This window comes from Streptomyces sp. XH2, from assembly GCF_049725035.1.
Taxonomy (GTDB): Bacteria; Actinomycetota; Actinomycetes; order Streptomycetales; family Streptomycetaceae; genus Streptomyces; species Streptomyces roseoverticillatus.
This window is the reverse complement of record NZ_JBMMMZ010000020.1, coordinates 56,694-78,982: the sequence shown is the minus strand read 5'-3', so window position 1 is coordinate 78,982 and position 22,289 is coordinate 56,694. Positions and strand designations below refer to the sequence as shown.

The 22,289-nt window shown below is 71.9% G+C and carries 18 protein-coding genes and 1 pseudogene; 16 read left to right on the top strand and 3 right to left on the bottom strand.

The annotated features are described in order from the left end of the window. Positions 1-456 precede the first annotated feature (456 nt). Positions 457-1,941, bottom strand: a complete 1,485-nt coding sequence (locus tag ACOTKD_RS34125) for a purine-cytosine permease family protein (protein WP_424892881.1) — start codon at positions 1,939-1,941, stop codon at positions 457-459. 209 nt (positions 1,942-2,150) lie between these two features. On the opposite strand from ACOTKD_RS34125, the gene ftsY reads away from it, so the two are divergent. Then, a complete protein-coding gene (ftsY, locus tag ACOTKD_RS34120) occupies positions 2,151-3,395 on the top strand; it encodes a signal recognition particle-docking protein FtsY (protein ID WP_424892880.1) in 1,245 nt (414 codons plus the stop codon). Positions 3,396-3,581: 186 nt separating this feature from the next. On the opposite strand, the gene ACOTKD_RS34115 is transcribed toward ftsY, so the two are convergent. Beyond that, the gene (locus ACOTKD_RS34115; protein WP_424892879.1) at positions 3,582-4,259 is read right to left on the bottom strand and encodes a bifunctional DNA primase/polymerase; all 678 of its coding nucleotides are present in this window, start codon (positions 4,257-4,259) and stop codon (positions 3,582-3,584) included. Positions 4,260-4,728: 469 nt separating this feature from the next. Here ACOTKD_RS34115 and ACOTKD_RS34110 point away from each other — a divergent pair, with 469 nt between their 5' ends. The 5 genes from ACOTKD_RS34110 (at position 4,729) to ffh (ending at position 12,528) form a co-directional block, all read left to right on the top strand. After that, the gene (locus tag ACOTKD_RS34110; RefSeq protein ID WP_424892878.1) at positions 4,729-6,219 is read left to right on the top strand and encodes a hypothetical protein; all 1,491 of its coding nucleotides are present in this window, start codon (positions 4,729-4,731) and stop codon (positions 6,217-6,219) included. A 397-nt stretch (positions 6,220-6,616) separates the two neighbouring features. Next, positions 6,617-7,927 (top strand): ammonium transporter, encoded by a 1,311-nt coding sequence (locus ACOTKD_RS34105; RefSeq protein WP_424892877.1) that lies wholly within the window; start codon positions 6,617-6,619, stop codon positions 7,925-7,927. Continuing rightward, positions 7,924-8,262, top strand: coding sequence for a P-II family nitrogen regulator (locus ACOTKD_RS34100; protein ID WP_030369327.1), 339 nt, complete (start codon positions 7,924-7,926; stop codon positions 8,260-8,262). Before ACOTKD_RS34105 ends, ACOTKD_RS34100 begins: the two co-directional genes overlap by 4 nt. A 215-nt stretch (positions 8,263-8,477) precedes the next feature. Then, entirely contained in the window at positions 8,478-10,907 is a 2,430-nt protein-coding gene (locus ACOTKD_RS34095) for a [protein-PII] uridylyltransferase (RefSeq protein WP_424892876.1), read from the top strand. 76 nt (positions 10,908-10,983) lie between these two features. Further along, positions 10,984-12,528 (top strand): signal recognition particle protein, encoded by a 1,545-nt coding sequence (ffh, locus tag ACOTKD_RS34090; RefSeq protein ID WP_424892875.1) that lies wholly within the window; start codon positions 10,984-10,986, stop codon positions 12,526-12,528. A 198-nt stretch (positions 12,529-12,726) separates the two neighbouring features. On the opposite strand, the gene ACOTKD_RS34085 is transcribed toward ffh, so the two are convergent. After that, the gene (locus ACOTKD_RS34085) at positions 12,727-13,548 is read right to left on the bottom strand and encodes an SAM-dependent methyltransferase (RefSeq protein ID WP_424892874.1); all 822 of its coding nucleotides are present in this window, start codon (positions 13,546-13,548) and stop codon (positions 12,727-12,729) included. A gap of 297 nt (positions 13,549-13,845) precedes the next feature. Between ACOTKD_RS34085 and proS the strand changes: the two genes are divergently transcribed. From proS to lepB (ACOTKD_RS34035), 10 genes and pseudogenes are all read left to right on the top strand, one after another. Continuing rightward, complete coding sequence (gene proS / locus ACOTKD_RS34080; protein ID WP_424892873.1) at positions 13,846-15,261, top strand: proline--tRNA ligase; 1,416 nt, start codon at positions 13,846-13,848, stop codon at positions 15,259-15,261. Positions 15,262-15,731: 470 nt separating this feature from the next. Next, the gene (locus ACOTKD_RS34075; RefSeq protein WP_424892872.1) at positions 15,732-16,322 is read left to right on the top strand and encodes a hypothetical protein; all 591 of its coding nucleotides are present in this window, start codon (positions 15,732-15,734) and stop codon (positions 16,320-16,322) included. A gap of 155 nt (positions 16,323-16,477) precedes the next feature. Next, positions 16,478-16,912: a 30S ribosomal protein S16 gene (gene rpsP / locus ACOTKD_RS34070; RefSeq protein ID WP_106679545.1), complete on the top strand. Its 435-nt coding sequence runs from the start codon at positions 16,478-16,480 to the stop codon at positions 16,910-16,912. Positions 16,913-16,914: 2 nt separating this feature from the next. Then, positions 16,915-17,154, top strand: a complete 240-nt coding sequence (locus ACOTKD_RS34065) for an RNA-binding protein (protein ID WP_020868149.1) — start codon at positions 16,915-16,917, stop codon at positions 17,152-17,154. 84 nt (positions 17,155-17,238) lie between these two features. Further along, on the top strand, positions 17,239-17,916 hold the full coding sequence (gene rimM, locus ACOTKD_RS34060; RefSeq protein WP_424892871.1) for a ribosome maturation factor RimM: 678 nt from the start codon (positions 17,239-17,241) through the stop codon (positions 17,914-17,916). Beyond that, a complete protein-coding gene (gene trmD / locus ACOTKD_RS34055) occupies positions 17,916-18,734 on the top strand; it encodes a tRNA (guanosine(37)-N1)-methyltransferase TrmD (protein WP_424892870.1) in 819 nt (272 codons plus the stop codon). Before rimM ends, trmD begins: the two co-directional genes overlap by 1 nt. A 130-nt stretch (positions 18,735-18,864) precedes the next feature. Continuing rightward, on the top strand, positions 18,865-19,215 hold the full coding sequence (gene rplS / locus ACOTKD_RS34050) for a 50S ribosomal protein L19 (protein ID WP_424892869.1): 351 nt from the start codon (positions 18,865-18,867) through the stop codon (positions 19,213-19,215). 45 nt (positions 19,216-19,260) lie between these two features. Then, a pseudogene (gene lepB, locus ACOTKD_RS34045) lies at positions 19,261-20,046 on the top strand (signal peptidase I); the annotation flags it as partial. A 169-nt stretch (positions 20,047-20,215) separates the two neighbouring features. Continuing rightward, positions 20,216-21,253 carry a signal peptidase I gene (gene lepB, locus ACOTKD_RS34040; protein ID WP_424892868.1) on the top strand — a complete coding sequence of 346 codons (1,038 nt, stop codon included), beginning with the start codon at positions 20,216-20,218 and terminating at the stop codon, positions 21,251-21,253. Next, positions 21,195-22,199 carry a signal peptidase I gene (lepB, locus tag ACOTKD_RS34035; RefSeq protein ID WP_424892915.1) on the top strand — a complete coding sequence of 335 codons (1,005 nt, stop codon included), beginning with the start codon at positions 21,195-21,197 and terminating at the stop codon, positions 22,197-22,199. Before lepB (ACOTKD_RS34040) ends, lepB (ACOTKD_RS34035) begins: the two co-directional genes overlap by 59 nt. The last annotated feature ends 90 nt before the right edge of the window (positions 22,200-22,289 follow it).

Genomic DNA, 22,289 nt, shown 5'->3' with positions numbered 1-22,289 from the left:
TCGATGGCTGGTGGATCTGTCCGCATGAGGCGAGGCGGGGGCGCGGGGCCGTGGCATGAGGCACCGCACGAAGCGGCGCATGGGGCCGCCGCCTCATGCGGCGCCCGCCTCATGCCCGCCGCAGCGCCCAGCTCGGCACCGGCGGCGTGCACCGGCGGCGTGCAGCGGGCCTCATGCCCCGGCCCCCTGTACAGGACCAACGCCCGGGGCATGCCCTCCGGCACCGTGGCGTCGGTCGCAACGCGTACAAGCTCGTGCACTCGTGCAACGGCAGCGCCGTGCCGCCCACCGGTCCGACGTACACGCAGCCCGGCGGCCCGCCCCGTGCGCCGGCATGAGGCGCCGCCCGCCCGTCCGCCGCGGCGCACAGCCGCACCGCCCGGGGGCCCGGCACAAACGAGGGCGCCCCCACCGCCGTAGCAGTGGGGGCGCCCTCGTGCAGGGAGCTGCGGCGCGTCAGGCGCCGACCTTCACCCGCTCCGTGTCGTCGTCGGCGGCAGCCGCCGCGTCCGCCGCGGAAACCTCACGCGGCGTCGGCAGCACAGCCATGATCAGCGCCGAGATGGCGATCGTGGCGGCCCAGCCCAGCCCGTACTTGCCGATGAACGTCGACGCCAGCGGGCCGGTGAACCAGTCGCACTGGGTGAAGCAGATGCCCGCGGCCAGCGCGACCGCCCAGGCGGTCATCGCCTGCCAGCAGAAGCCGCCCACGTACCAGTAGCGGCTGGTGCGGCCGGTGTCCATGAGGGCCTCCGCGTCGTACCGCACGGCGCGGGACTTGCGGCGCGCCATGTCGACCGCGTAGACGCCGATCCAGGCGGAGAAGGAGACCGCGAGCAGGATCAGGAAGGTGATGAAGGAGCTGAGGAAGCTCTTCGCGACCAGCATCAGCAGCAGACCGCCGACCAGCGAGATGATCGCGTTGATGCTGACGGCCATGGCGCGGGGCAGCTTGACGCCCATCGTCTGGGCGGTGAAGCCGGCCGAGTACATCGAGAGGCTGTTGATCAGCAGCATGCCCACGATGGCGGTGATCAGGTACGGCACGGCCAGCCAGGTCGGCAGGATGTCGCCGAGGAAGGAGACCGGGTCGGGGGCCTCGGCCAGGTCGGGAGTGGCGACGGCCATGACCCCGCCCATGAGGACCATGGGGACCATCACGATGCCCGCACCGGAGATCGTCGCACCGACGATCTTCTTGCCGGACGCCGCGTGGGGCAGGTAGCGCGCGAAGTCGGGGCCGGTGGGCACCCAGCTGATGCCGCCGGCCGCGATGGTGCCGATGCCGGCGATCATCATCGCCGTGGTGCCGGCCGGCTTGGAGAAGACGTCGTCCCACTTGATGTTGGCGATCAGGTAGACGAGCACCAGGACGCTGAAGATGCCGAAGAGGTACGTCGACCACTTGTTGCACACGTTGAGCGCCTTGCGCCCCATGCCGCTCACCAGGAACGTGCACGCGACGAACGCGAAGAGCGTGACGACGATCAGCGGGGTGTTGCTCTTGATCCCGAAGACCAGGTCGAGAACGGTCAGCACCGCGTACGCGCCGGTGACCGCGTTGATCGTCTCCCACCCGAAGCGCGCGACCCACAGGATCGCACCCGGGAAGAGGTTGCCGCGGACGCCGAACGTCGCGCGGGAGAGCATCGCGCCCGGCGCACCGCCCCACTTGCCGGAGACCGACAGGACGCCGACCATGCCGAACGACGCGAGCGCGGCGCACGCGGCGACGATCAGGACCTGCCAGAAGTTCAGTTTGTTGAAGACCACCAGGGCCGCGCCCATGGTGAGCAGCAGCACACTGATGTTGGCGGCGACCCACGTCGGGAAGAGCTCACGGACCCGGCCGTGACGCTCGTGGTCCGGAACGGGCTCGATACCGCGGGTTTCTATCGCGCCGCCGGACTCGGCGGTGGACAGGTTGGACGCGTTGTCCATGTGGGGGGCTCCGTGCGGGTGAAGCGGGGCGGGAAGCCTGGGCAGAAAAGGTCTTGGGGGACTCTACGCGCGTCGCACAGCCCCACGCCATCGTACTTTGCTCCAACTTTAGCCCATTGGGGTGATTAGTCCTTGGAGGAATCCCTAAAGGCGCACGTCACCCGCCGAGACCGCCCACCGGCGGCGCGGTGTCCGATACTGGGTGCGTTATGGAAATCGTCATCCTTGCTGTAGTCATCGCTGTGGTCGCGCTCGGCGCGATCAGCGGGCTCGTGGTCAGCAGCCGTAAGAAGAAGCAGCTGCCGCCGGCCCCGCCGAGCAGCCCGTCCGTCACCGCGCCGCCCGCCGAGCCCCACGTAGGCGAGGAGGCCGAGCCCCCGAGCGCCGAGCCGCGCCGGACCGTGGAGGAGGTCGAGCTCCCGGCCGCCGAGGCGCCGGCCGCCGAAGCCGCCCCCGAGGCGCCCGCCGCCCCGGCCGAGCCCGAGACGCCCGCCGCGCCCGCGGTCGAGGTGCCCGAGCCCACCGCCGGCCGCCTCGTGCGGCTGCGCACGAGGCTGTCCCGCTCCCAGAACTCCCTCGGCAAGGGTCTGCTGACCCTGCTGTCCCGCGAGCACCTCGACGAGGACACGTGGGAGGAGATCGAGGACACCCTGCTGACCGCCGACGTCGGCGTCGCCCCCACGCAGGAGCTCGTCGAGCGCCTCCGTGAGCGCGTCAAGGTGCTCGGCACCCGCACCCCCGAGGAACTGCGCGCCCTGCTCCGCGAGGAGCTGCTCACCCTCATCGGCACCGACGCCGACCGCTCCGTCCACACCGAGCCCGGCGTGGGCGTGAACGGCGAGGAGAAGCCCGGCGTCGTCATGGTCGTCGGCGTCAACGGCACCGGGAAGACCACCACCACGGGCAAGCTCGCCCGTGTGCTCGTCGCCGACGGCAAGTCCGTCGTCCTGGGTGCGGCCGACACCTTCCGCGCCGCCGCGGCCGACCAGCTCCAGACCTGGGGCGAGCGCGTCGGCGCCCGCACGGTCCGCGGGCCCGAGGGCGGCGACCCGGCGTCGATCGCCTTCGACGCGGTCAAGGAAGGCATCGCCGAGAACGCCGACGTCGTCCTGATCGACACCGCGGGCCGGCTCCACACCAAGACCGGCCTCATGGACGAGCTCGGCAAGGTCAAGCGGGTCGTCGAGAAGCACGGCTCGGTCGACGAGGTGCTGCTCGTCCTGGACGCCACGACCGGTCAGAACGGCCTCGTACAGGCGCGCGTCTTCGGTGAGGTCGTCAACATCACCGGCATCGTCCTCACGAAGCTCGACGGCACCGCCAAGGGCGGCATCGTCGTGGCCGTCCAGCGCGAGCTGGGCGTGCCCGTGAAGCTCGTCGGTCTCGGCGAGGGCGCGGACGACCTCGCGCCGTTCGAGCCCGAGGCCTTCGTCGACGCGCTCATCGGCGACTGACGCGTCACGTCGCGCGCCGGACGGTGGTCGGCCGGGGATCCGGCCGGGCGCCGGGCCGGGAGGTCCACGGGAGCACGTGCCGGCGTCCCCGGCCGGAGCCGGCCAAGCCGAGAAAGGGCCCCTTCCGCAGGTGCAGCTGCGAAAGGGGCCCTTTCGTACGGGGAGCCGGGGCGCGGCCGCCGGGGCTCAGGACGCCGCCGACCGGTGGCACACATAGGCGAGAGTGCCGAGGAGCAGCCGGGCCTGCGGGGGGCGCCCGGCGGTGTCCAGCGTGGGCGGGCGGAGCCAGCGCATGGGGCCGAGCCCGGCGTGGTCCGAGGGGGGCGCGGTGACGTGCTCGCCGGGCCCCATGCAGCGCAGGTCGAGCCGGGCGTCGTCCCACCCCATGCGGTAGAGCAGCTGGGGGAGCTCCTTCGCGGCACCCGGGGCGACGAAGAACAGCGCCCGGCCGTCCGGCGTGAGCGCCACCGGCCCGAGCGGCAGCCCCATGCGCTCCAGCCGGACCAGGGCGTGCCGCCCGGCGGCCTCGGCGACCTCCAGGACGTCGAAGGAGCGCCCCACGGGCAGCAGCACGGCGGCCCCCGGCACCTCGCCCCATGCGGCCGCGGCGGCTCCCAGCGTGGCGCCCGCGGGCACCGTCGGGGCGAAGGAGAGCGGGTGGGCGCCGGGGGAGGGGCAGTCGCCGGCACCGCACGAGCAGACCGCGCTCGACGGACGCCCCGCCCGGGAGGCGCGGGCGCCGGGCACCACATCCCACCCCCACAGGCCGGTGTACTCCGCCACCGTCGTCACGCACTCGGACGCGCGTCCGCGGCGACGAGAGCCAGAGCGCAGGTCCCGGATGCCGCCGATTGTGAAGCCCATGCCCCCTCCAACGGGTCGTGCTCGCAGATGGTTACGAGTCGGAGTGTCTCGAACACGGACCGTTGCCGAATCCCTTCGGGGGGCGGCGTGACGGTGTGCGGCCGGTGGTGCGGAGGCGGACGTGCGCCGGAGCGTGCACCGGTCCACCTCCTCTCCGTGCCCCCCTGGTCGTCCGGTGTCAAGTCAATCGCGTGACGGTGCGGCCGGGTTCATTCCTTGGGGTGGCGAATGGTGGCGTTTACTGGACTGCCCTCGCTTCAGCAGTGATCGTAGGATTACTTTCGGTGCACGAACCCATGGGAGATGCACCCCACTGGTGGGTATGCCGGAGGCATGGACCGTCTCGTCACCCGGCCGGAATTCCTCGCAGCCGGGGGTGCATCGCCACACAGACAGCCGCAAGAAGCGGCAAGCTGTGGGTGGTTCACTCGGTTCACGCACAGACAGAGTTCGGGATGGGGGCTTCCAGGTGGGCAGCAACGGCAGCGGCGCTGGCGGTGCCGAGAAGGCTGACAAGCGCCCCAACGAGCAGTTGGGCTCCTGGTTCCTGCGCAGCGGATGGTCCAAGGGCGAGCTGGCGCGCCAGGTCAACCGCAGGGCACGGCAGTTGGGCGCTCACCACATCAGCACGGACACCTCGCGCGTGCGCCGCTGGCTGGACGGCGAGCAGCCCCGCGAGCCCATCCCGAAGATCCTCTCCGAGCTGTTCTCCGAGCGCTTCGGCTGCGTCGTCGGCATCGAGGACATCGGCCTGCGGACGGCCCACCAGTCCCCGTCCGTCTCCGGCGTCGACCTGCCCTGGGCGGGCCCGCAGACCGTCGAGCTGATCAGCGAGTTCTCCCGCAGCGACCTGATGCTCGCGCGGCGCGGCTTCCTCGGCGCCTCGCTCGCCCTCTCCGCGGGCCCCTCGCTCATCGAGCCCATGCAGCGCTGGCTGACACCCGGCTCCGGTGGCAAGGACGGCTCCGGCCCGCTGTCGCAGGAGCGCTCGCGGCCGGGCCGCCTCTCCGGCCCCGAGCTCGACCTCCTCGAGTCGACCACGATGATGTTCCGCCAGTGGGACGCCCAGTGCGGTGGCGGCCTGCGCCGCAAGGCCGTCGTCGGGCAGCTCCACGAGGTCACCGACCTGCTCCAGGAGTCCCAGCCCGAGGCCACCTCCAAGAGGCTGTTCAAGGCCGCCGCCGAGCTGGCCGAGCTCGCCGGCTGGATGAGCTACGACATCGGCCTGCACCCCACCGCGCAGAAGTACTTCGTCCTCGCGCTCCACGCCGCCAAGGAAGCCGGAGACCGCTCCCTCGGCGCGTACATCCTCTCCAGCATGGGCCGTCAGATGATCCACCTCGGCCGTCCCGAGGATGCCCTGGAGCTCATCCACCTCGGCCAGTACGGAGCCCGCGAAACGGCCACCTCGCGCACCCAGGCGATGCTCTACGCCGTGGAGGCCCGCGCGTACGCCAACATGGGCCAGCCCGCCAAGTGCAAGCGCGCGGTCACCATGGCGGAGGACTGCTTCTCCGACTGCACCCCCGGCGACGGCGACCCCGACTGGATCCGCTTCTTCTCCGAGGCCGAGCTCAACGCGGAGAACGCCCACTCCTACCGCGACCTCGCCTACGTGGCCGGCCGCAGCCCCACGTACGCCTCCCTCGCCCGGCCCAAGATGGAGCGCGCCGTGGAGCTCTTCGCGCAGGACACCGAGCACCACCGTTCGTATGCGCTCAATCTCATCGGCATGGCCACCGTCCACCTCATGGAGGGCGAGCCCGAGCAGTCCACCGTCCTCGCCGGCAAGGCCCTCAAGCTCGCCAAGCAGGTGCGCTCCGAGCGGGTCAACAACCGCCTGCGCAAGACCGTCGGCAATGCCGTGCGCGACTACGGGGACGTTGCGGAAGTCCTCGCCCTCACCGAGCAGATCTCCGTCCACCTGCCGGAATCGGCGGAAGCCGTCCAGGCGGTCTGACCCCTGCCGGCCCCTCTACCCGGCCGCGGTGCTCCTCCCGAACAACCCGACTCGGCTCCCCCATGCCAGGTCACCCCGGGCGGACGCCGCGGCCGGCCTGTATCCGGCCTCATGCCCTGCGCCTCATGCCCTGCTCCGTGCCTGGCTTCATGCCCTGCTCCGTGCCCGGCCTCATGCCCGGCCCCATGCACCGGGAGCACCGGCACCGCAACCCCGGGGAGGCGGCGGAGCGTAGCGGTGATCAGGCACCCGCCGCGTCCGCTTCACCCGGGCGTAACACTCCCGCCGCCTTCGTCACTGCGGCGAAACAAGCAGCTTCATCGGCTGAAATCCCGCTGCGCCAACCTCATGGCGAAAACCGGCCCGTTCGGGCCGCCGCTTCGAGGAGACACCGACCATGAATGGCGCGGATACCGCATTCGTATTGATCAGTGCCGCACTCGTGATGCTGATGACACCGGGGCTGGCCTTCTTCTACGGCGGCATGGTGCGGGTCAAGAGCGCCTTGAACATGCTGATGATGTCGTTCGTCTCGCTCGGCATCGTCACCGTCCTCTGGGTGCTCTTCGGCTACTCGCTCGCCTTCGGCGACGACGCCGGCGCAGGCCTGCTCGGCGACCTCGGCCACATCGGCTTCAAGGGCATCGGCCCCGAAACCCTGACCGGAGGCAAGGAAGGCATTCCCGTCTTCGCCTTCGCCCTCTTCCAGCTGATGTTCGCCGTGATCACCCCCGCACTGATGAGCGGGGCGCTCGCCGACCGCGTGAAGTTCAGCGCCTGGGCCCTGTTCATCACCCTCTGGGTCAGCGTCGTCTACTTCCCCGTCGCCCACTGGGTCTGGCAGGCCGACGGCTGGCTGTTCAAGCTCAAGGTGATCGACTTCGCGGGCGGCACCGCCGTCCACATCAACGCGGGCATCGGCGCGCTCGCCGCCGTCCTCGTCGTCGGCAAGCGCATCGGCTTCAAGAAGGACCCCATGCGCCCGCACAGCCTGCCGCTGGTGGTGCTCGGCACGGGGCTGCTGTGGTTCGGCTGGTTCGGCTTCAACGCCGGCTCCGCGCTCGCCGCCAACGGCACCGCCGCCAACATGGCCATGAACACCCAGGTCGCCACCGGCGCCGCCATGCTCGGGTGGCTCGCCTACGAGCGCATCCGGCACGGGGCCTTCACCACCCTGGGCGCCGCCTCGGGGGCCGTCGCGGGCCTCGTGGCCATCACCCCCTCGGGTGCCGCCGTCAACGCCTTCGGCGCCCTCCTCATCGGCGTCGTGGCCGGCGCCGTGTGCTCCTGGGCCGTCAGCCTGAAGTTCAGGTTCGGCTTCGACGACTCCCTCGACGTCGTCGGCGTCCACCTCGTGGGCGGCGTCATCGGCACCCTCCTCGTCGGCCTCCTCGCCACCGACGGAGTCGGTGGCGCCACACAGCTCGGCCGGCAGGCCGCCGGGGCCTTCTCCGTCATGGCCTACTCGTTCACCGTCTCCTGGCTCCTCGCCAAACTCGTGGACAAGACCATCGGCTTCCGGGCCACCGAGGACGACGAGGTCGGCGGCATCGACCAGGCCTTCCACGCCGAGACCGCCTACGACCTCACCGGGGTCGGTGCCGTCGCCCGCAGCGCCGCGCCCGCCCCGCAGCGCCCGGCCGGCACCCCGGAACAGGCCGGACCGGACCAGGCGGGCACGCCGCAGAACAAGAAGGTGGACGTATGAAGCTCATCACCGCAGTCGTCAAGCCCTTCCGCGTCGACGACATCAAGGAAGCCCTCCGCACCTTCGGCATCCAGGGCCTGACCGTCACCGAGGCCAGCGGCTACGGCCGCCAGCGCGGCCACACGGAGGTCTACCGCGGTGCCGAGTACCAGGTCGACCTCGTCCCCAAGGTCCGCATAGAGGTCCTCGTCGAGGACAGCGACGCCGAGGACGTCATCGACGTCATCGTCAAGAAGGCCCACACCGGCAAGATCGGCGACGGCAAGGTCTGGGTGGTCCCCGTCGAGACCGTGGTCCGCGTACGCACCGGCGAGCGCGGCCCCGACGCCATCTGACCAGGGCCCGACTCATCTGATCCAGGGGCCCGACCCGTCCGACTCCACCGGCCGGGCCGGATCTGCCCGAGCCCGGCCTACCCGGCCCACCGGCCGGATCTGATGCACACCGGGCCCACGGAACGGGGCCGGATCCGACAGGCGCACCCGCCGGATCCGGCCCGCCGGACGGCCCCATCGACGCCACCCGCCAGCACGCTGCGAAGGGAGCCGAGTTGACCGGCCCGCAGTCCCGCCCCGCCGACACCGAGCCCGGCGGCTACGCGGCGGCCCGGCTGCACCTCCTGCACCAGGGGGCGCTCACCGGACCGCCGCGCCGTGCCGCCCTCGCCCGGCTCACCGACCAGTGGCTCGGCGCCCTGCTGGGCGAGAGCCGGGGAGTCGCCCTCGTCGCCGTCGGCGGCTACGGGCGCGGCGAACTGTCCCCCCGCAGCGACCTCGACGTCCTCCTCCTGCACGACGGCAGCGCGGACATCTCCAAGATCGCCGCCATTGCCGACCGCGTCTGGTACCCCGTCTGGGACATGGGCCTCGCCCTCGACCACTCCGTACGCACCCCCGCCGAGGCCCGCCGCACCGCCGCCGGAGACCTCAAGGTCCACCTCGGTCTCCTCGACGCCCGCCACCTCGCCGGCGACGAACAGCTCACCGCGGCCCTGCGCGCCACCGCCTACGCGGACTGGCGCGCCCAGGCCCCCACCCGCCTCCCCGAACTCCGCGAACTCGGCGAGGACCGCACCCGGCACCAGGGTGAACTCCGCTTCCTCCTCGAACCCGACCTCAAAGAGGCACGGGGCGGCCTCCGCGACGCCACCGCCCTGCGCGCCGTCGCCGCCTCATGGCTCGCCGACGCCCCCCGCGCCGGGCTCGAACGCGCCCGCACCCACCTCCTCGACGTCCGCGACGCCCTCCACCTCACCACCGGGCGCGCCACCGACCGGCTCGCCCTCCAGGAACAGGACCAGGTCGCCGAGGCCCTCGGCCTCGCCGACGCCGACGCCCTCCTGCACGGTGTGTACGAGGCCGCCCGTACGGTCTCCTACGCCGCGGACATCACCTGGCGCGAGGTCGGCCGGGTCCTGCGCGCCCGCTCCGTGCGGCCGCGCCTGCGCCGCATCCTGGGCGGGCGCGGGGGACGCGGCGGGTTCGCCGAGGTCGAGCGGCTCTCCCTCGCCGACGGGGTCGTCGAACAGGACGGCGAAGCCGGGCTCGCCCGCACCGCGCGGCCCGAGCGCGACCCCGTCCTGGCGCTCCGTGCAGCCGCGGCGGCGGCTCAGGCCGGCCTGCCGCTGTCGCCCCATGCGGTGCGCCGCCTCGCCGCCTCGGCGGGCCCCATGCCGCAGCCCTGGCCCGCCGAGGCCCGTGAACAGCTCGTGACCCTCCTCGGCGCGGGGCCGCCCACCGTGCCCGTCTGGGAGGCCCTCGAAGCCGAGGGGATCATTTCCTCGCTGCTGCCCGAGTGGGAGCACGTGCGCTGCCGGCCCCAGCGCAACGCCGTCCACCGGTGGACCGTCGACCGGCACCTCGTCGAGACCGCCGTCCGCGCCGCCGCCCTCACGCGCCGCGTCGGCCGGCCGGACCTCCTGCTCGTCGCCGCCCTGCTGCACGACATCGGCAAGGGACTGCCCGGCGACCACTCCGTCACGGGTGAGGCCCTCGCACGCGACATCGCCCGCAGGACCGGCTTCGACGCCGCCGACACCGACGTCCTCGCCACGCTCGTCCGCCACCATCTCCTGCTGATCGACACCGCCACCCGGCGCGACCTCGCCGACCCGGCGACCGTCCGCACCGTCACCGACGCCGTACCGGACACGGCCACGCTGGAGCTTCTGCACGCCCTCACCGAGGCCGACGCCCTCGCCACGGGGCCCGCCGCATGGAGCGCCTGGCGCGCGTCGCTCGTCGCCGAGCTGGTCCGCCGGGCCGCGGCGGCCCTCGTGGGGGACGGGGCGCCGGCGCCCCATGCGCCCGCCCCGCCCGCCCCGGAGGCCCTCCGCCTGGCCGCCGAGGCCGTCCGTACGGGCGCCCCGGCCGTGACGCTCGAGTCCCGCCCGGAGGGCACGGGGCCCGCCGGGGACGGTGACCCGGCCCCCGTCGGCGTGGAACTGCGCATCGCCGTCCCCGACCAGCCCGGCGTCCTGCCCGCGGCGGCCGGCGTCCTGGCGCTGCACCGGCTGACCGTACGGGCCGCGGACCTGCACGCGGTGGACGGAGCGCTCCTGCTGAACTGGCGGGTGGCCGCCGAGTACGGCTCCCCGCCCGGGGCCGCCCGGCTGCGCAACGACCTCGTGCGCGCCCTGGACGGCTCCCTCGACGTCCCGGCCCGCCTGGCCGAGCGGGAGGCCGCGTACAGCAGGCGCCGGCGGGGCGTACAGCACGCCCCGCCGAGCGTGACGGTCGCCGCGGCGGCCTCGCACGGGGCCACGGTCCTGGAGGTCCGCGCCCAGGACGAGCCCGGCCTCCTCCACCGCATCGGCCGGGCCCTGGACGAAGCGGGGGTCTGGGTGCGCAGCGCCCGCGTGAGCACGCTCGGGGCCAGTGCGGTGGATGCGTTCTACGTGACCGGCCCGGACGGGGCCGCGCTCACGCCCCGTGCCGCCTCCGCGATCGCCCGCGCGACAGAGGAGGCGCTGGGCGGCTGACCGCACCGGGAGGGTGCGGATACCCTTGGGGGTCAGCCGCCGACTTGACACTCAACAAGAAGGATCCGCGACCACCGTGTTCGATACCCTCTCCGACCGCCTCGCAGCGACTTTCAAGAACCTCCGGGGCAAGGGCCGCCTCTCCGAGGCGGACATCGACGCCACCGCGCGCGAGATCCGTATCGCCCTGCTCGAGGCGGACGTGGCCCTGCCCGCCGTCCGCTCGTTCATCAAGCAGGTCAAGGAGCGGGCGCTCGGTGCCGAGGTCTCGCAGGCCCTCAACCCCGCCCAGCAGGTCATCAAGATCGTCAACGAGGAGCTCATCGGCATCCTCGGCGGCGAGACCCGGCGCCTGCGCTTCGCCAAGACCGCGCCGACGGTCATCATGCTCGCCGGTCTCCAGGGTGCCGGTAAGACGACGCTCGCCGGAAAGCTCGGCCGCTGGCTGAAGGCCCAGGGCCACGCCCCGCTGCTCGTCGCCTGCGACCTCCAGCGCCCCAACGCCGTCAACCAGCTCTCCGTCGTCGCCGAGCGCGCCGGTGTCGGCGTCTACGCGCCCCAGCCGGGCAACGGCGTCGGCGACCCGGTCCAGGTCGCCAAGGACTCGATCGAGTTCGCCCGCACCAAGCAGTACGACATCGTCATCGTCGACACCGCCGGCCGCCTCGGCATCGACGCCGAGATGATGCAGCAGGCCGCGGACATCCGCGACGCGGTCTCCCCGGACGAGATCCTCTTCGTCCTCGACGCCATGATCGGCCAGGACGCGGTCAACACCGCCGAGGCCTTCCGCGACGGCGTCGGCTTCGACGGCGTGGTGCTCTCCAAGCTCGACGGCGACGCCCGCGGTGGTGCCGCCCTGTCGGTCGCGCACGTGACCGGCAAGCAGATCATGTTCGCCTCCAACGGCGAGAAGCTGGACGACTTCGACGCGTTCCACCCGGACCGCATGGCGTCCCGCATCCTGGGCATGGGCGACATGCTCAGCCTGATCGAGAAGGCCGAGCAGACCTTCAGCCAGGACGAGGCCGAGAAGATGGCGGCCAAGCTGGCGAAGGGCCCCAAGGAGTTCACGCTCGACGACTTCCTGTCGCAGATGGAGCAGGTCCGCAAGATGGGCTCCATCAGCAAGCTCCTCGGCATGCTGCCGGGCATGGGGCAGATCAAGGACCAGATCAACAACCTGGACGAGCGCGACGTCGACCGCACCGCCGCGATCATCAAGTCCATGACCCCGGCCGAGCGCCAGGACCCGACGATCATCAACGGCTCGCGCCGGGCCCGTATCGCCAAGGGTTCGGGCGTGGACGTCAGCGCCGTCAAGAACCTGGTGGAGCGGTTCTTCGACGCCCGCAAGATGATGTCCCGCATGGCGCAGGGCGGCGGCATGCCGGGGATGCCCGGCCTGCCGGGCATGGGCGGCGGCGCCGGTCGCAAGAAGAAGCAGCAGAAGCAGGCCAAGGGCAAGCGCCAGAGCGGCAACCCGATGAAGCGCAAGGCCGAGGAGCAGGCCGCGGCCGCCCGCCGCGAGCAGCAGGCCGGCGGTGCCCTGGGCCTGCCTGCCGGCCAGGACGCGAAGGACTTCGAACTCCCGGAGGAGTTCAAGAAGTTCATGGGCTGACCGGGCACGGCCCGCATCGCGCCGCCGTAAGCGCGTACGCGGGCAGCGTCCCGTAGGCGGCCGCTACGCAAATAAACGTCGCCGCAAAAAGCCGTCGCAAATAGTCGCGGCAAACAAACGTCACAGCCCCCGCAGCCGAGAGGCCGCGGGGGCTGTGACGTACGCGCCGCCGCTTGCCGCGCCGGACGCGGAACTTCGCTAGGCGCGTGCTATCAGGTAGCGGAAGACGTTGGGCATCCACACCGTGCCGTCGCGGCGCAGATAGGGGTGCAGCGCCTCGACGAGCTCCTTGGTGACCTGCTCCTCGTCCGTGGCGCGGGCGGCCGCGTCGAAGGCGCCGGTGGAGAGCATGCCGCGCACCGCGCTTCCCATGTCGGCATAGCCGTACGGGCATGCGACCCGGCCGGAGCCGTCCGGCCGGAGACCGGCCTCGTGCGCCAGGTTCTCCAGGTCGTCGCGGCCGCTCGGCCGCCAGCGCGCCGGCGCGCACATGGGGTCCGCGAGCCGGGCCGCGACCCTGAGCGCCCCCGACGCCGCGCAGCGCTCCTGGGGACCCCAGCCCGCCAGCACCACGGGGGCTCCTCGCTCGGCGCATGAGGCCGCCCGGGCGAGCGCCGTGGCCATGCCGTGCGCGCTCCCGCCCGCGCAGTACAGCGGGTCGAAGGCGGTGACGAGGTTGAAGGCCGGGGTGCCGCGCTCCATGAGGCTCTCGGGGGCCCCGTGCCCCAGGCGCGCGGCGCCGCCGCCCTCGGGCAGCAGCCGCTCGCGGGCGAGCGCGAGGCGGCGCCCGTCCGGGTCCACGCCGGAGACCGTGGCGCCGCGGGCGGACGCCATGAGCAGGGCCAGGCCGGATCCGCAGCCCAGGCTGAGCAGCCTGGTGCCCGACCCGACCTCGAGGCGCTCGTACACCGCTTCGTAGAGCGGCACCAGCATCCGTTCCTGGATTTCCGCCCAGTCGCGGGCCCGCGACTCGGGCGACGAAGAGGACGGCCGGTGCCGCCGTACGAGCGTAGGTGTCATGGAAAGCGCCCCAATCCGCCGAGAGACGTGTGCATGCCCGATCCACCGCCCCCGTGTGCTGCCGTGCGCGTTGCCGGAAAAGCACCCCCTGGTGCCAGGGAACTCCGCATCCGTTCCCGAGTCCAGGGGGTGGCGCGGGCGCGTTCCCGTACGCCCACGATGGCATGTGCCGGGCGCATCCGCACGGGAGGCGCACAAGGGCGCGCACGCGGCCGGGGGCGGCGCACGAGCGGCGCGGGGCAGGGACCGGAACAGCGGATTCACGCTCGGACGGATCGGGCCCGTACCATTCGCATCATGGCAAAGGCTCCCATTCTCACCCCTCAGGCGGACGACTTCCCGCGCTGGTACCAGGACTTGATCAACAAGGCCGAGCTGGCCGACAACGGCCCCGTGCGCGGCACCATGGTCATCCGGCCGTACGGGTACGGGCTCTGGGAGCGCATGCAGCAGGAGATGGACGCGCGCATCAAGGACGCGGGCGCTTCCAACGCGTACTTCCCCCTCTTCATCCCGCAGTCGTACCTGACGCGTGAGGCCGAGCACGTCGAGGGCTTCGCCCCCGAGCTCGCGGTCGTCACGCACGGCGGCGGCAAGGAGCTGGAAGAGCCGGTCGTCGTCCGCCCCACCTCCGAGACGATCATCAACGACTACTTCTCGAAGTGGGTGCAGAGCTACCGCGACCTGCCCCTGCTGATCAACCAGTGGGCGAACGTGGTCCGTTGGGAGATGCGCCCGCGCGTCTTCCTGCGCACCACCGAGTTCCTCTGGCAGGAGGGCCACACCGCCCACGCCACCTACGAGGACGCCCGGGACTACGCCGCGTACATCCACAAGGAGGTCTACGCGGACTTCATGATCAACGTCCTGGGCATCGACGTGGTCCTCGGCCGCAAGACGCCCAAGGAGCGCTTCGCGGGCGCGATCAACACCCTCACGCTCGAGGGCATGATGGGCGACGGCAAGGCGCTGCAGATGGGCACCAGCCACGAGCTCGGCCAGAACTTCGCCAAGGCCTTCAACACCTCCTACCTGTCCAAGGACGGCAAGCAGGAGCTGGTCTGGCAGACCTCCTGGGGCTCGTCCACCCGGATGGTCGGCGGTCTGATCATGTCGCACGGCGACGACAACGGCCTGCGCGTCCCGCCGCGCCTGGCGCCGGTCCAGGCCGTCGTCCTCGCGATCAAGGGCGACGACGCCGTCATCGCCAAGGTCCGCGAGATCGGCGACCAGCTGAAGGCCGCCGGAATCCGGGTGCAGGTCGACGACCGCACGGACACGCCGTTCGGCCGCCGCGCCGTGGACTGGGAGCTCAAGGGCGTCCCGGTGCGCATCGAGGTCGGCCCGCGCGACCTGGAGAACGGCACCGCGATGCTGGCCCGCCGCATCCCCGGGGGCAAGGAGCCGGTCCGCATCGACGAGCTCGTCGGGATGCTGCCGAAGGTCCTGGAGGAGGACCAGGCGCTGCTGCTGGCCCAGTCGCGCGAGCGCCGGGAGTCCCGTACGACCGACGTGAAGACCATCGAGGAGGCGGCCGAGGCCGCCGTGGCCGGCGGCTGGGCGCGGATCCCCTGGGCGGACCTGGGTCCGGAGGGCGAGGCCAAGCTGGCCGAGCAGGCCGTGACCGTCCGCTGCCTGGTCGGCGAGGACGGCTCCGTGCCCGAGTCGGACGACGCGCCGGGCGCGATCGCGATCGTGGCGCGCGCCTACTAGGAGCGAAGGCATGGGGCGGCGCATGAGGCGGCGCCCCATGCGGCGTCCTGCGGAGCGACGGCATGCGGCATGAGGCCGTTGCGGCGCGGGGCGTCCGCACCGTCACCGGACGTCCTCACGTCACAGGACGTCCGTACGGGAGCGGTACTGGGATGAGGCACCGGCATGAGGCGCCCGCCAGCCGCCCGCATGAGGCGGCAGCAGCGTGGGACGGCCTCGACCGGAGCGCTGCCCTCCACGCTCCGCGGGGCGTCCGGGGGCGCCGGCCCGTCCAAGGGGGCGCACGCCCCCCGGTGCGCGCCTACTGATGAGTCAGTACGTCCCGGGTTGCGAACGGGTGCGCGGCTTCTCCACAGATCTGCGCACCCGCCCTCGTCGCGACGCATGAGCGTGAAACTGACTGGTACGTGCAAATTATTTGGGATGGCCCGGTATCGGAACACCGGGCCGCCCCTGCTCGTTGTCACGACGTGAGCACGACACCACCTGTTCTCGCCGCAGAGCTGGCGCAGGCGTGGGCCGACATTCAGCGGTACCACCCCGAGCTGCCGGATCTAGCCGCGCCCGAATCGCTGATCGGGGAGTCGTCGTCCGCATGCGGCGCCGAGCTCTCCTTCGAACGGCTGCTGCACGAGGCAGTGCACGGCATCGCGGCCGCCCGCGGTGTGCGTGACACGTCACGCGCAGGCCGCTACCACAATCGCCGGTTCCTGGCGATCGCCGAGGAGCTCGGGCTCGACCACAGCGACGATCCGCATCCCAGCAGCGGCTTCTCTCTGGTCGTGCTCAATCCGGAGGCGCGCAAGCGCTACCGCCCCACCATCGACAGACTGCAGCGCGCCCTCAAGGCGCACACGGTCGCCACCACCGCCGACACCTCCCGCACCTTCCGCGGGCCGGCGGCGCGGCACGGCTCGTCGGGCGGCGGGGTACGGGTCAAGGCGGTGTGCGACTGCGGCCGGAACGTGCGGGTCGTGCCCTCCGTGCTCGCCCAGGCGCCCATCATGTGCGGCGGCTGCGGTCAGCCCTTCCGGATTCCCGAGGCGGTCACGGTCGGCTGACCTGGAGTGGTGTGGCACAATGGGACGCTGTACTCGACAGTCGCATAGGACCCCTCTCTCCTCCGGCTGGCGCGTCCGTCGGGCATCCGAGTACCGCAACCCCACGTGGCATCTCGTTGTGCCCAACCACGTCAAGACCAGGAGACACCACTCCCGTGGCAGTCAAGATCAAGCTGAAGCGTCTGGGCAAGATCCGTTCGCCTCACTACCGCATCGTCATCGCCGACTCCCGTACCCGCCGTGACGGCCGGGCCATCGAGGAGATCGGTCTGTACCACCCGGTGCAGAACCCCTCGCGCATCGAGGTCGACTCCGAGCGTGTCCAGTACTGGCTGGGTGTCGGCGCGCAGCCGACCGAGCCGGTTCTGGCCATCCTCAAGGTCACCGGTGACTGGCAGAAGTTCAAGGGCCTGCCGGCCCCGGCCCCGATGCTCGTCGCCGAGCCGAAGAAGGACCACAGCGGTCTCTTCGACGCCGTCGTGAGCGCCGCGGGCGAGGCGAAGGGTGAGGCCATCACCCCGAAGGCGAAGAAGTCGGAGAAGAAGGACGAGGCCGCTGAGGCCGAGTCCGCTGAGTCGACCGAGGCCTGAGGATGCTCGAGGAGGCCCTTGAGCACCTCGTGAAGGGCATCGTCGACAACCCCGACGAGGTGCAGGTCGCTTCGCGCAACCTGCGCCGCGGGCGCGTGCTGGAGGTCCGGGTCCACCCGGACGACCTCGGCAAGGTGATCGGCCGCAACGGCCGCACCGCGCGTGCCCTGCGCACCGTCGTGGGCGCCATCGGCGGTCGTGGCATCCGCGTCGACCTCGTCGACGTGGATCAGGTCCGCTGAGAAGCGGCTGAGCACCGGCACGGGCCGGGAAGGGCTTGGGCCCTTCCCGGCCCGTTGTCGCGTACGGAGAGCAGAGAAGGAAACATGCAGCTCGTAGTCGGCAGGATCGGCCGCGCCCACGGCATCAGGGGTGAGGTCACGGTTGAGGTGCGCACGGACGAGCCCGAGCTCCGGCTCGGACCCGGCGCCGTCCTGGCCACGGACCCCGCCTCCGCGGGGCCGCTGACCATCGAGTCCGGCCGCGTGCACAGCGGCCGGCTGCTGCTGCGCTTCGCGGGAGTGGGCGACCGCACGGCCGCCGAGGCGCTCCGCAACATCCTCCTCATCGCCGAGGTCGATCCGGAGGAGACCCCGGAGGACCCGGAGGAGTTCTACGACCACCAGTTGATGGACCTGGAGGTCGTCACCACCGACGGCACCCTCGTCGGCCGGATCAGCGAGATCTCCCACCTGCCGTCGCAGGACCTGTTCATCGTGGAGCGGCCCGACGGTTCCGAAGTCATGATCCCCTTCGTCTCCGAGATCGTCACGGAGATCGACCTGGACGAGCAGCGTGCCGTCATCGACCCGCCGCGCGGCCTGATCGACACCGGCGAGGCGGAGATCGCGTCCGCGCGTGAGGCGGCGCATGAGGCGGGGCACGAGGCCGGACAGGGCCCCGAGACGGAGCCCGGCCAGGACTCCGGGGCCGGCACTGCCCAGGACGCCGCGCACGGCTCCGAGCCGGATTCCGGGCGGGACTCCGAGCGAGGCGACGCCTGATGCGCATCGACGTCGTCACGATCTTCCCCGAGTACCTCGAGCCGCTGAACGTCTCGCTCGTCGGCAAGGCGCGCGCACGGGGCCGGCTGGACGTCCGCGTGCACGACCTGCGCGAGTGGACGCACGACAAGCACAACACCGTCGACGACACGCCCTACGGCGGCGGCCCCGGCATGGTCATGAAGCCGGACCCCTGGGGCGAGGCCCTGGACGCGGTCATCGAGTCGGGGGCGCAGGGGGAGGAGCTGCCCGTGCTCGTCGTCCCGACGCCCAGCGGCCGGCCCTTCACCCAGGAGCTCGCCGTCGAGCTCTCCGAGAAGCCGTGGCTGGTCTTCACCCCCGCCCGCTACGAGGGCATCGACCGCCGGGTCATCGAGGAGTACAGCGATCGCCTCGACGTCCGCGAGGTGTCCATCGGCGACTACGTCCTGGCCGGCGGCGAGGCCCCCGTCCTCGTGATGGTCGAGGCTGTCGCGCGCCTGCTCCCCGGCGTCCTCGGCAACGCCGAGTCCCACCGCGACGACTCCTTCGCCCCGGGCGCCATGGCGGATCTCCTCGAGGGCCCCGTCTACACCAAGCCCCCGGAGTGGCGCGGCCGCGGCATCCCGGACGTCCTGCTCAGCGGCCACCACGGCAAGATCGCCCGCTGGCGCCGCGACGAGGCGTTCCGCCGCACCGTGCGCAACCGCCCTGATCTGATCGAGCGCGCGGACCCCGCGGCCTTCGACAAGAAGGACCGCGAGATCCTCTCGATCCTGGGCTGGGGCCCCGGCCCCGACGGCCGATTTGGGCGAGTGGCCCCGGACGTGGAAGAATAAGCCGTTGCCTTGCGCCCGGCGTGCGCCCCTGCCACAGGGGGAACGACGTCCGCCCGGCGTTCCGGCACCATCCCCACTTCGGTACGAATTCCGCTGATGACCTGTGGCATCGGCGAGGAAGCAGACGAACATGTCCTCCCTGCTCGACAACGTCAACGCCGCGTCGCTGCGCACCGACGTCCCGGCCTTCCGCCCCGGCGACACCGTGAACGTCCACGTCCGCGTCATCGAGGGCAACCGCTCCCGTATCCAGCAGTTCAAGGGTGCCGTCATTCGCCGCCAGGGCGCGGGCATCAGCGAGACCTTCACGGTCCGCAAGGTCTCGTTCTCCGTCGGCGTCGAGCGCACCTTCCCGGTGCACAGCCCGATCTTCGAGAAGGTCGAGCTCGTCACCCGCGGTGACGTCCGTCGCGCCAAGCTGTACTACCTCCGTGAGCTCCGCGGCAAGGCCGCGAAGATCAAGGAGAAGCGCGACAACTGAGCTTCCGTCCGGAGTCCTCGCCCGGCCGGATAGGCTTTCGGCTCGATGGACACCGACGTACAGCTTTCGGAGCGCGACCGCTCTCCCCGCCCCGCAGAGGGGGAGGAGCAGGGGTCGCGCTCCTCGCGTTTTCCCGCCTCTCCGGCGGCCTCGGTCAGGGCCGCCCGGGCGTGGCTGCGGGGCGGCGGCCTCATGCGCCGTGCAGGCGTGCTGCTGACGCTCTGCCTCGTCTTCATGCTGCTGCTGAGCAGCTACGTGGTGCAGCCCTTCCTGATCCCCAGCGGCTCGATGGAGAACACGCTCCGCGTGGGGGACCGTGTCCTGGTCAACAAGCTCGCCTACGCCTTCGGGGGCGAGCCCCGGCGCGGTGACGTGATCGTCTTCGACGGCACCGGGTCCTTCGTCCAGGACGCGCCGGCGGAGAACCCGGTGGCGGCGCTGATCCGTAAGGGCGCCTCGTCCGTCGGCCTCATGGGGCCGGCGGCGACGGTCTACATCAAGCGCGTGGTCGGTGTCGGGGGCGACCGGGTCACCTGCTGCGACGCCCGGGGCCGGCTGCAGATCAACGGCCACCCGGTGGACGAGGGCTTCCTCTACCCGGGCGACGACCCGTCCCGCGTGCCCTTCGACGCCGTGGTGCCCGCGGGGAAGCTGTGGGTGATGGGCGACCACCGGGGCGACTCCCGCGACTCACGCGATCACCTGGGGGAGCCCGGCGGGGGCATGGTGCCGGTGAGCAGGGTCATCGGACGGGCCGACTGGATCGGCTGGCCCTTCGGGAGGATGAGCACCCTGGAGCGCCCCGACGCTTATGCGCGCGTTCCGGAACCGGATGAGACGGCCGGGCACGTAGGAAAGCAGGCCGCACGGGGCGACGCATGGGGCGGGGAGCAGCCCGCCCGAGGCCGGGACCGGGCCGGACAGTCCTCCGGGCCGGCCGGACAGCCCACCGGACACGCCGGGCCCCCCGCGGAGCCCGCCGGACACGCAGGGAGACCGGGTGGGTAGCCGGGGACGTACGCTGCCGGGCCCGGCAGGCCCCGCAGGCGCAGAAGCGGCGGGTACGGGCGGCGCGGCCACAGGCGGCCGTGCGGCGCGGCGGAAGGCGGCCCGGCGGGTCAAGCGGCGCCGGCGCCGCTCCGCGGTCAAGGAGGTGCCGATCCTCATAGCGGTCGCGCTGCTGATCGCCCTCGTGCTCAAGACGTTCCTGGTGCAGGCGTTCGTGATCCCCTCCGGCTCCATGGAGCAGACCATCCGGATCGGCGACCGCGTGCTCGTGGACAAGCTGACGCCCTGGTTCGGCTCCAGGCCGCAGCGCGGTGACGTCATCGTCTTCCGGGACCCCGGCGGCTGGCAGGACGGGGAGCAGACGGGCGCCGGACCCGACCCGGTGGGGGTCAGACAGGTCAAGCAGTTCCTGACCTTCATCGGCCTGCTGCCGGCGGCGAACGAGCACGACCTGATCAAGAGAGTGATCGGCGTCGGCGGTGACACGGTCAAGTGCTGTGACGAGAACGGCAAAATCACGGTCAACGGAACGCCGCTCGACGAGCCCTATCTGCACCCGGACAACCCGCCCTCCAAGATTGAATTCACGGTACGGGTCCCCGCGGGGCGCTACTTCGTGATGGGCGACCACCGTTCCAATTCGGCTGATTCGCGCTTCCACCTGGACGGCCCCGGGCAGGGCACCGTGCCGCAGGACCGGGTGATCGGCCGTGCGGTGGTGATCGCATGGCCCCTCGGCCACTGGCGGCAGCTGTCCGAAAGAGACACTTTCGCATCGGTCGGTGACGCGCCGCCCGCGGAGATCCAAGCGCGCGGTTCGCCGCATAGTGTGTCCCCCATGGATCAGCAAGGATTGATCCAACTCCCGACCCCTGCGGAACTCCCGCTCGTTATGGGAGTGGTGGGCCTGCCTCATGCGTACGGCAGGCCGCAGCGTGGAGAGCGGAGCGAGAGGAGTGGATGTGGGGGACTTGGCGGTCGGCGCACGGTCCGGTCACGAAGAGCCCGAGAAGCGGCCCGGGGAGGCTGACGGGTCGCCAGGGGCCGGTGTGCCGGAGGAGGCCATGTCCCAGGCGTCCCAGGAGGCTACGGGCGGGCCGGCGCGGACGGACGGCGAAGACGTGAACCCGGAGGCGGACACCGACGGTGAGGGCCCGCGCGGGGAGAGGCCCAAGAAGCAGCGGTCGTTCTGGAAGGAGCTGCCGATCCTGATCGGCATCGCCCTGGTCCTCGCGCTGCTGATCAAGACGTTCCTGGTGCAGGCGTTCTCGATCCCGTCGGACTCGATGCAGAACACCCTCCAGCGCGGCGACCGCGTGCTGGTGGACAAACTCACCCCGTGGTTCGGCGCCGAGCCCGAGCGCGGCGAGGTCGTGGTCTTCCACGACCCCGACAACTGGCTGGGCGACGAGACCCAGACCCCGCAGTCCGGCCCGCTGGGCGGTGGCGTGCAGAAGGTCCTCAGCTTCATCGGCCTCATGCCCTCGGCCGAGGAGAAGGACCTCATCAAGCGGGTCATCGCGGTCGGCGGAGACACCGTGGAGTGCCAGAAGGGCGGCCCGGTCAAGGTCAACGGCAAGGCGCTGTCGGAGAAGGACTACCTCTTCCCCGACAACACCCCGTGCGACGACCAGCCCTTCGGCCCGATCGAGGTCCCCAAGGGGAAGCTCTGGGTGATGGGTGACCACCGCCAGAACTCCCTGGACTCGCGCTACCACCCGAACCAGGACCACGGCTTCGTCCCTGTGTCCGACGTCGTGGGCCGCGCCTTCGTGGTCGCCTGGCCGATCAACCGCTGGTCCTTCCTCGGTGTCCCCGGCACCTTCGACCAGCCGGGGCTCAGCGCGGCCGCCGCGGCCGCGCCGTCCGCGCTCGGTCTCGCCGGAGCGGTGCCGCTCGTCCTGTGGCGCCGGCGCCGGTCGGCCGCACAGGGCGGCACCGAGGAGCTCACCCTCCGGAGCGCCCTCAGGGACTGACCGGCGGAGCCTCCCGAAGGGCTGACTCGCCTGCATACCGCCCGGTAGTGTGCGGTTCCCGTGCCCTGGGCACGCGGAGTCCGATCTTCT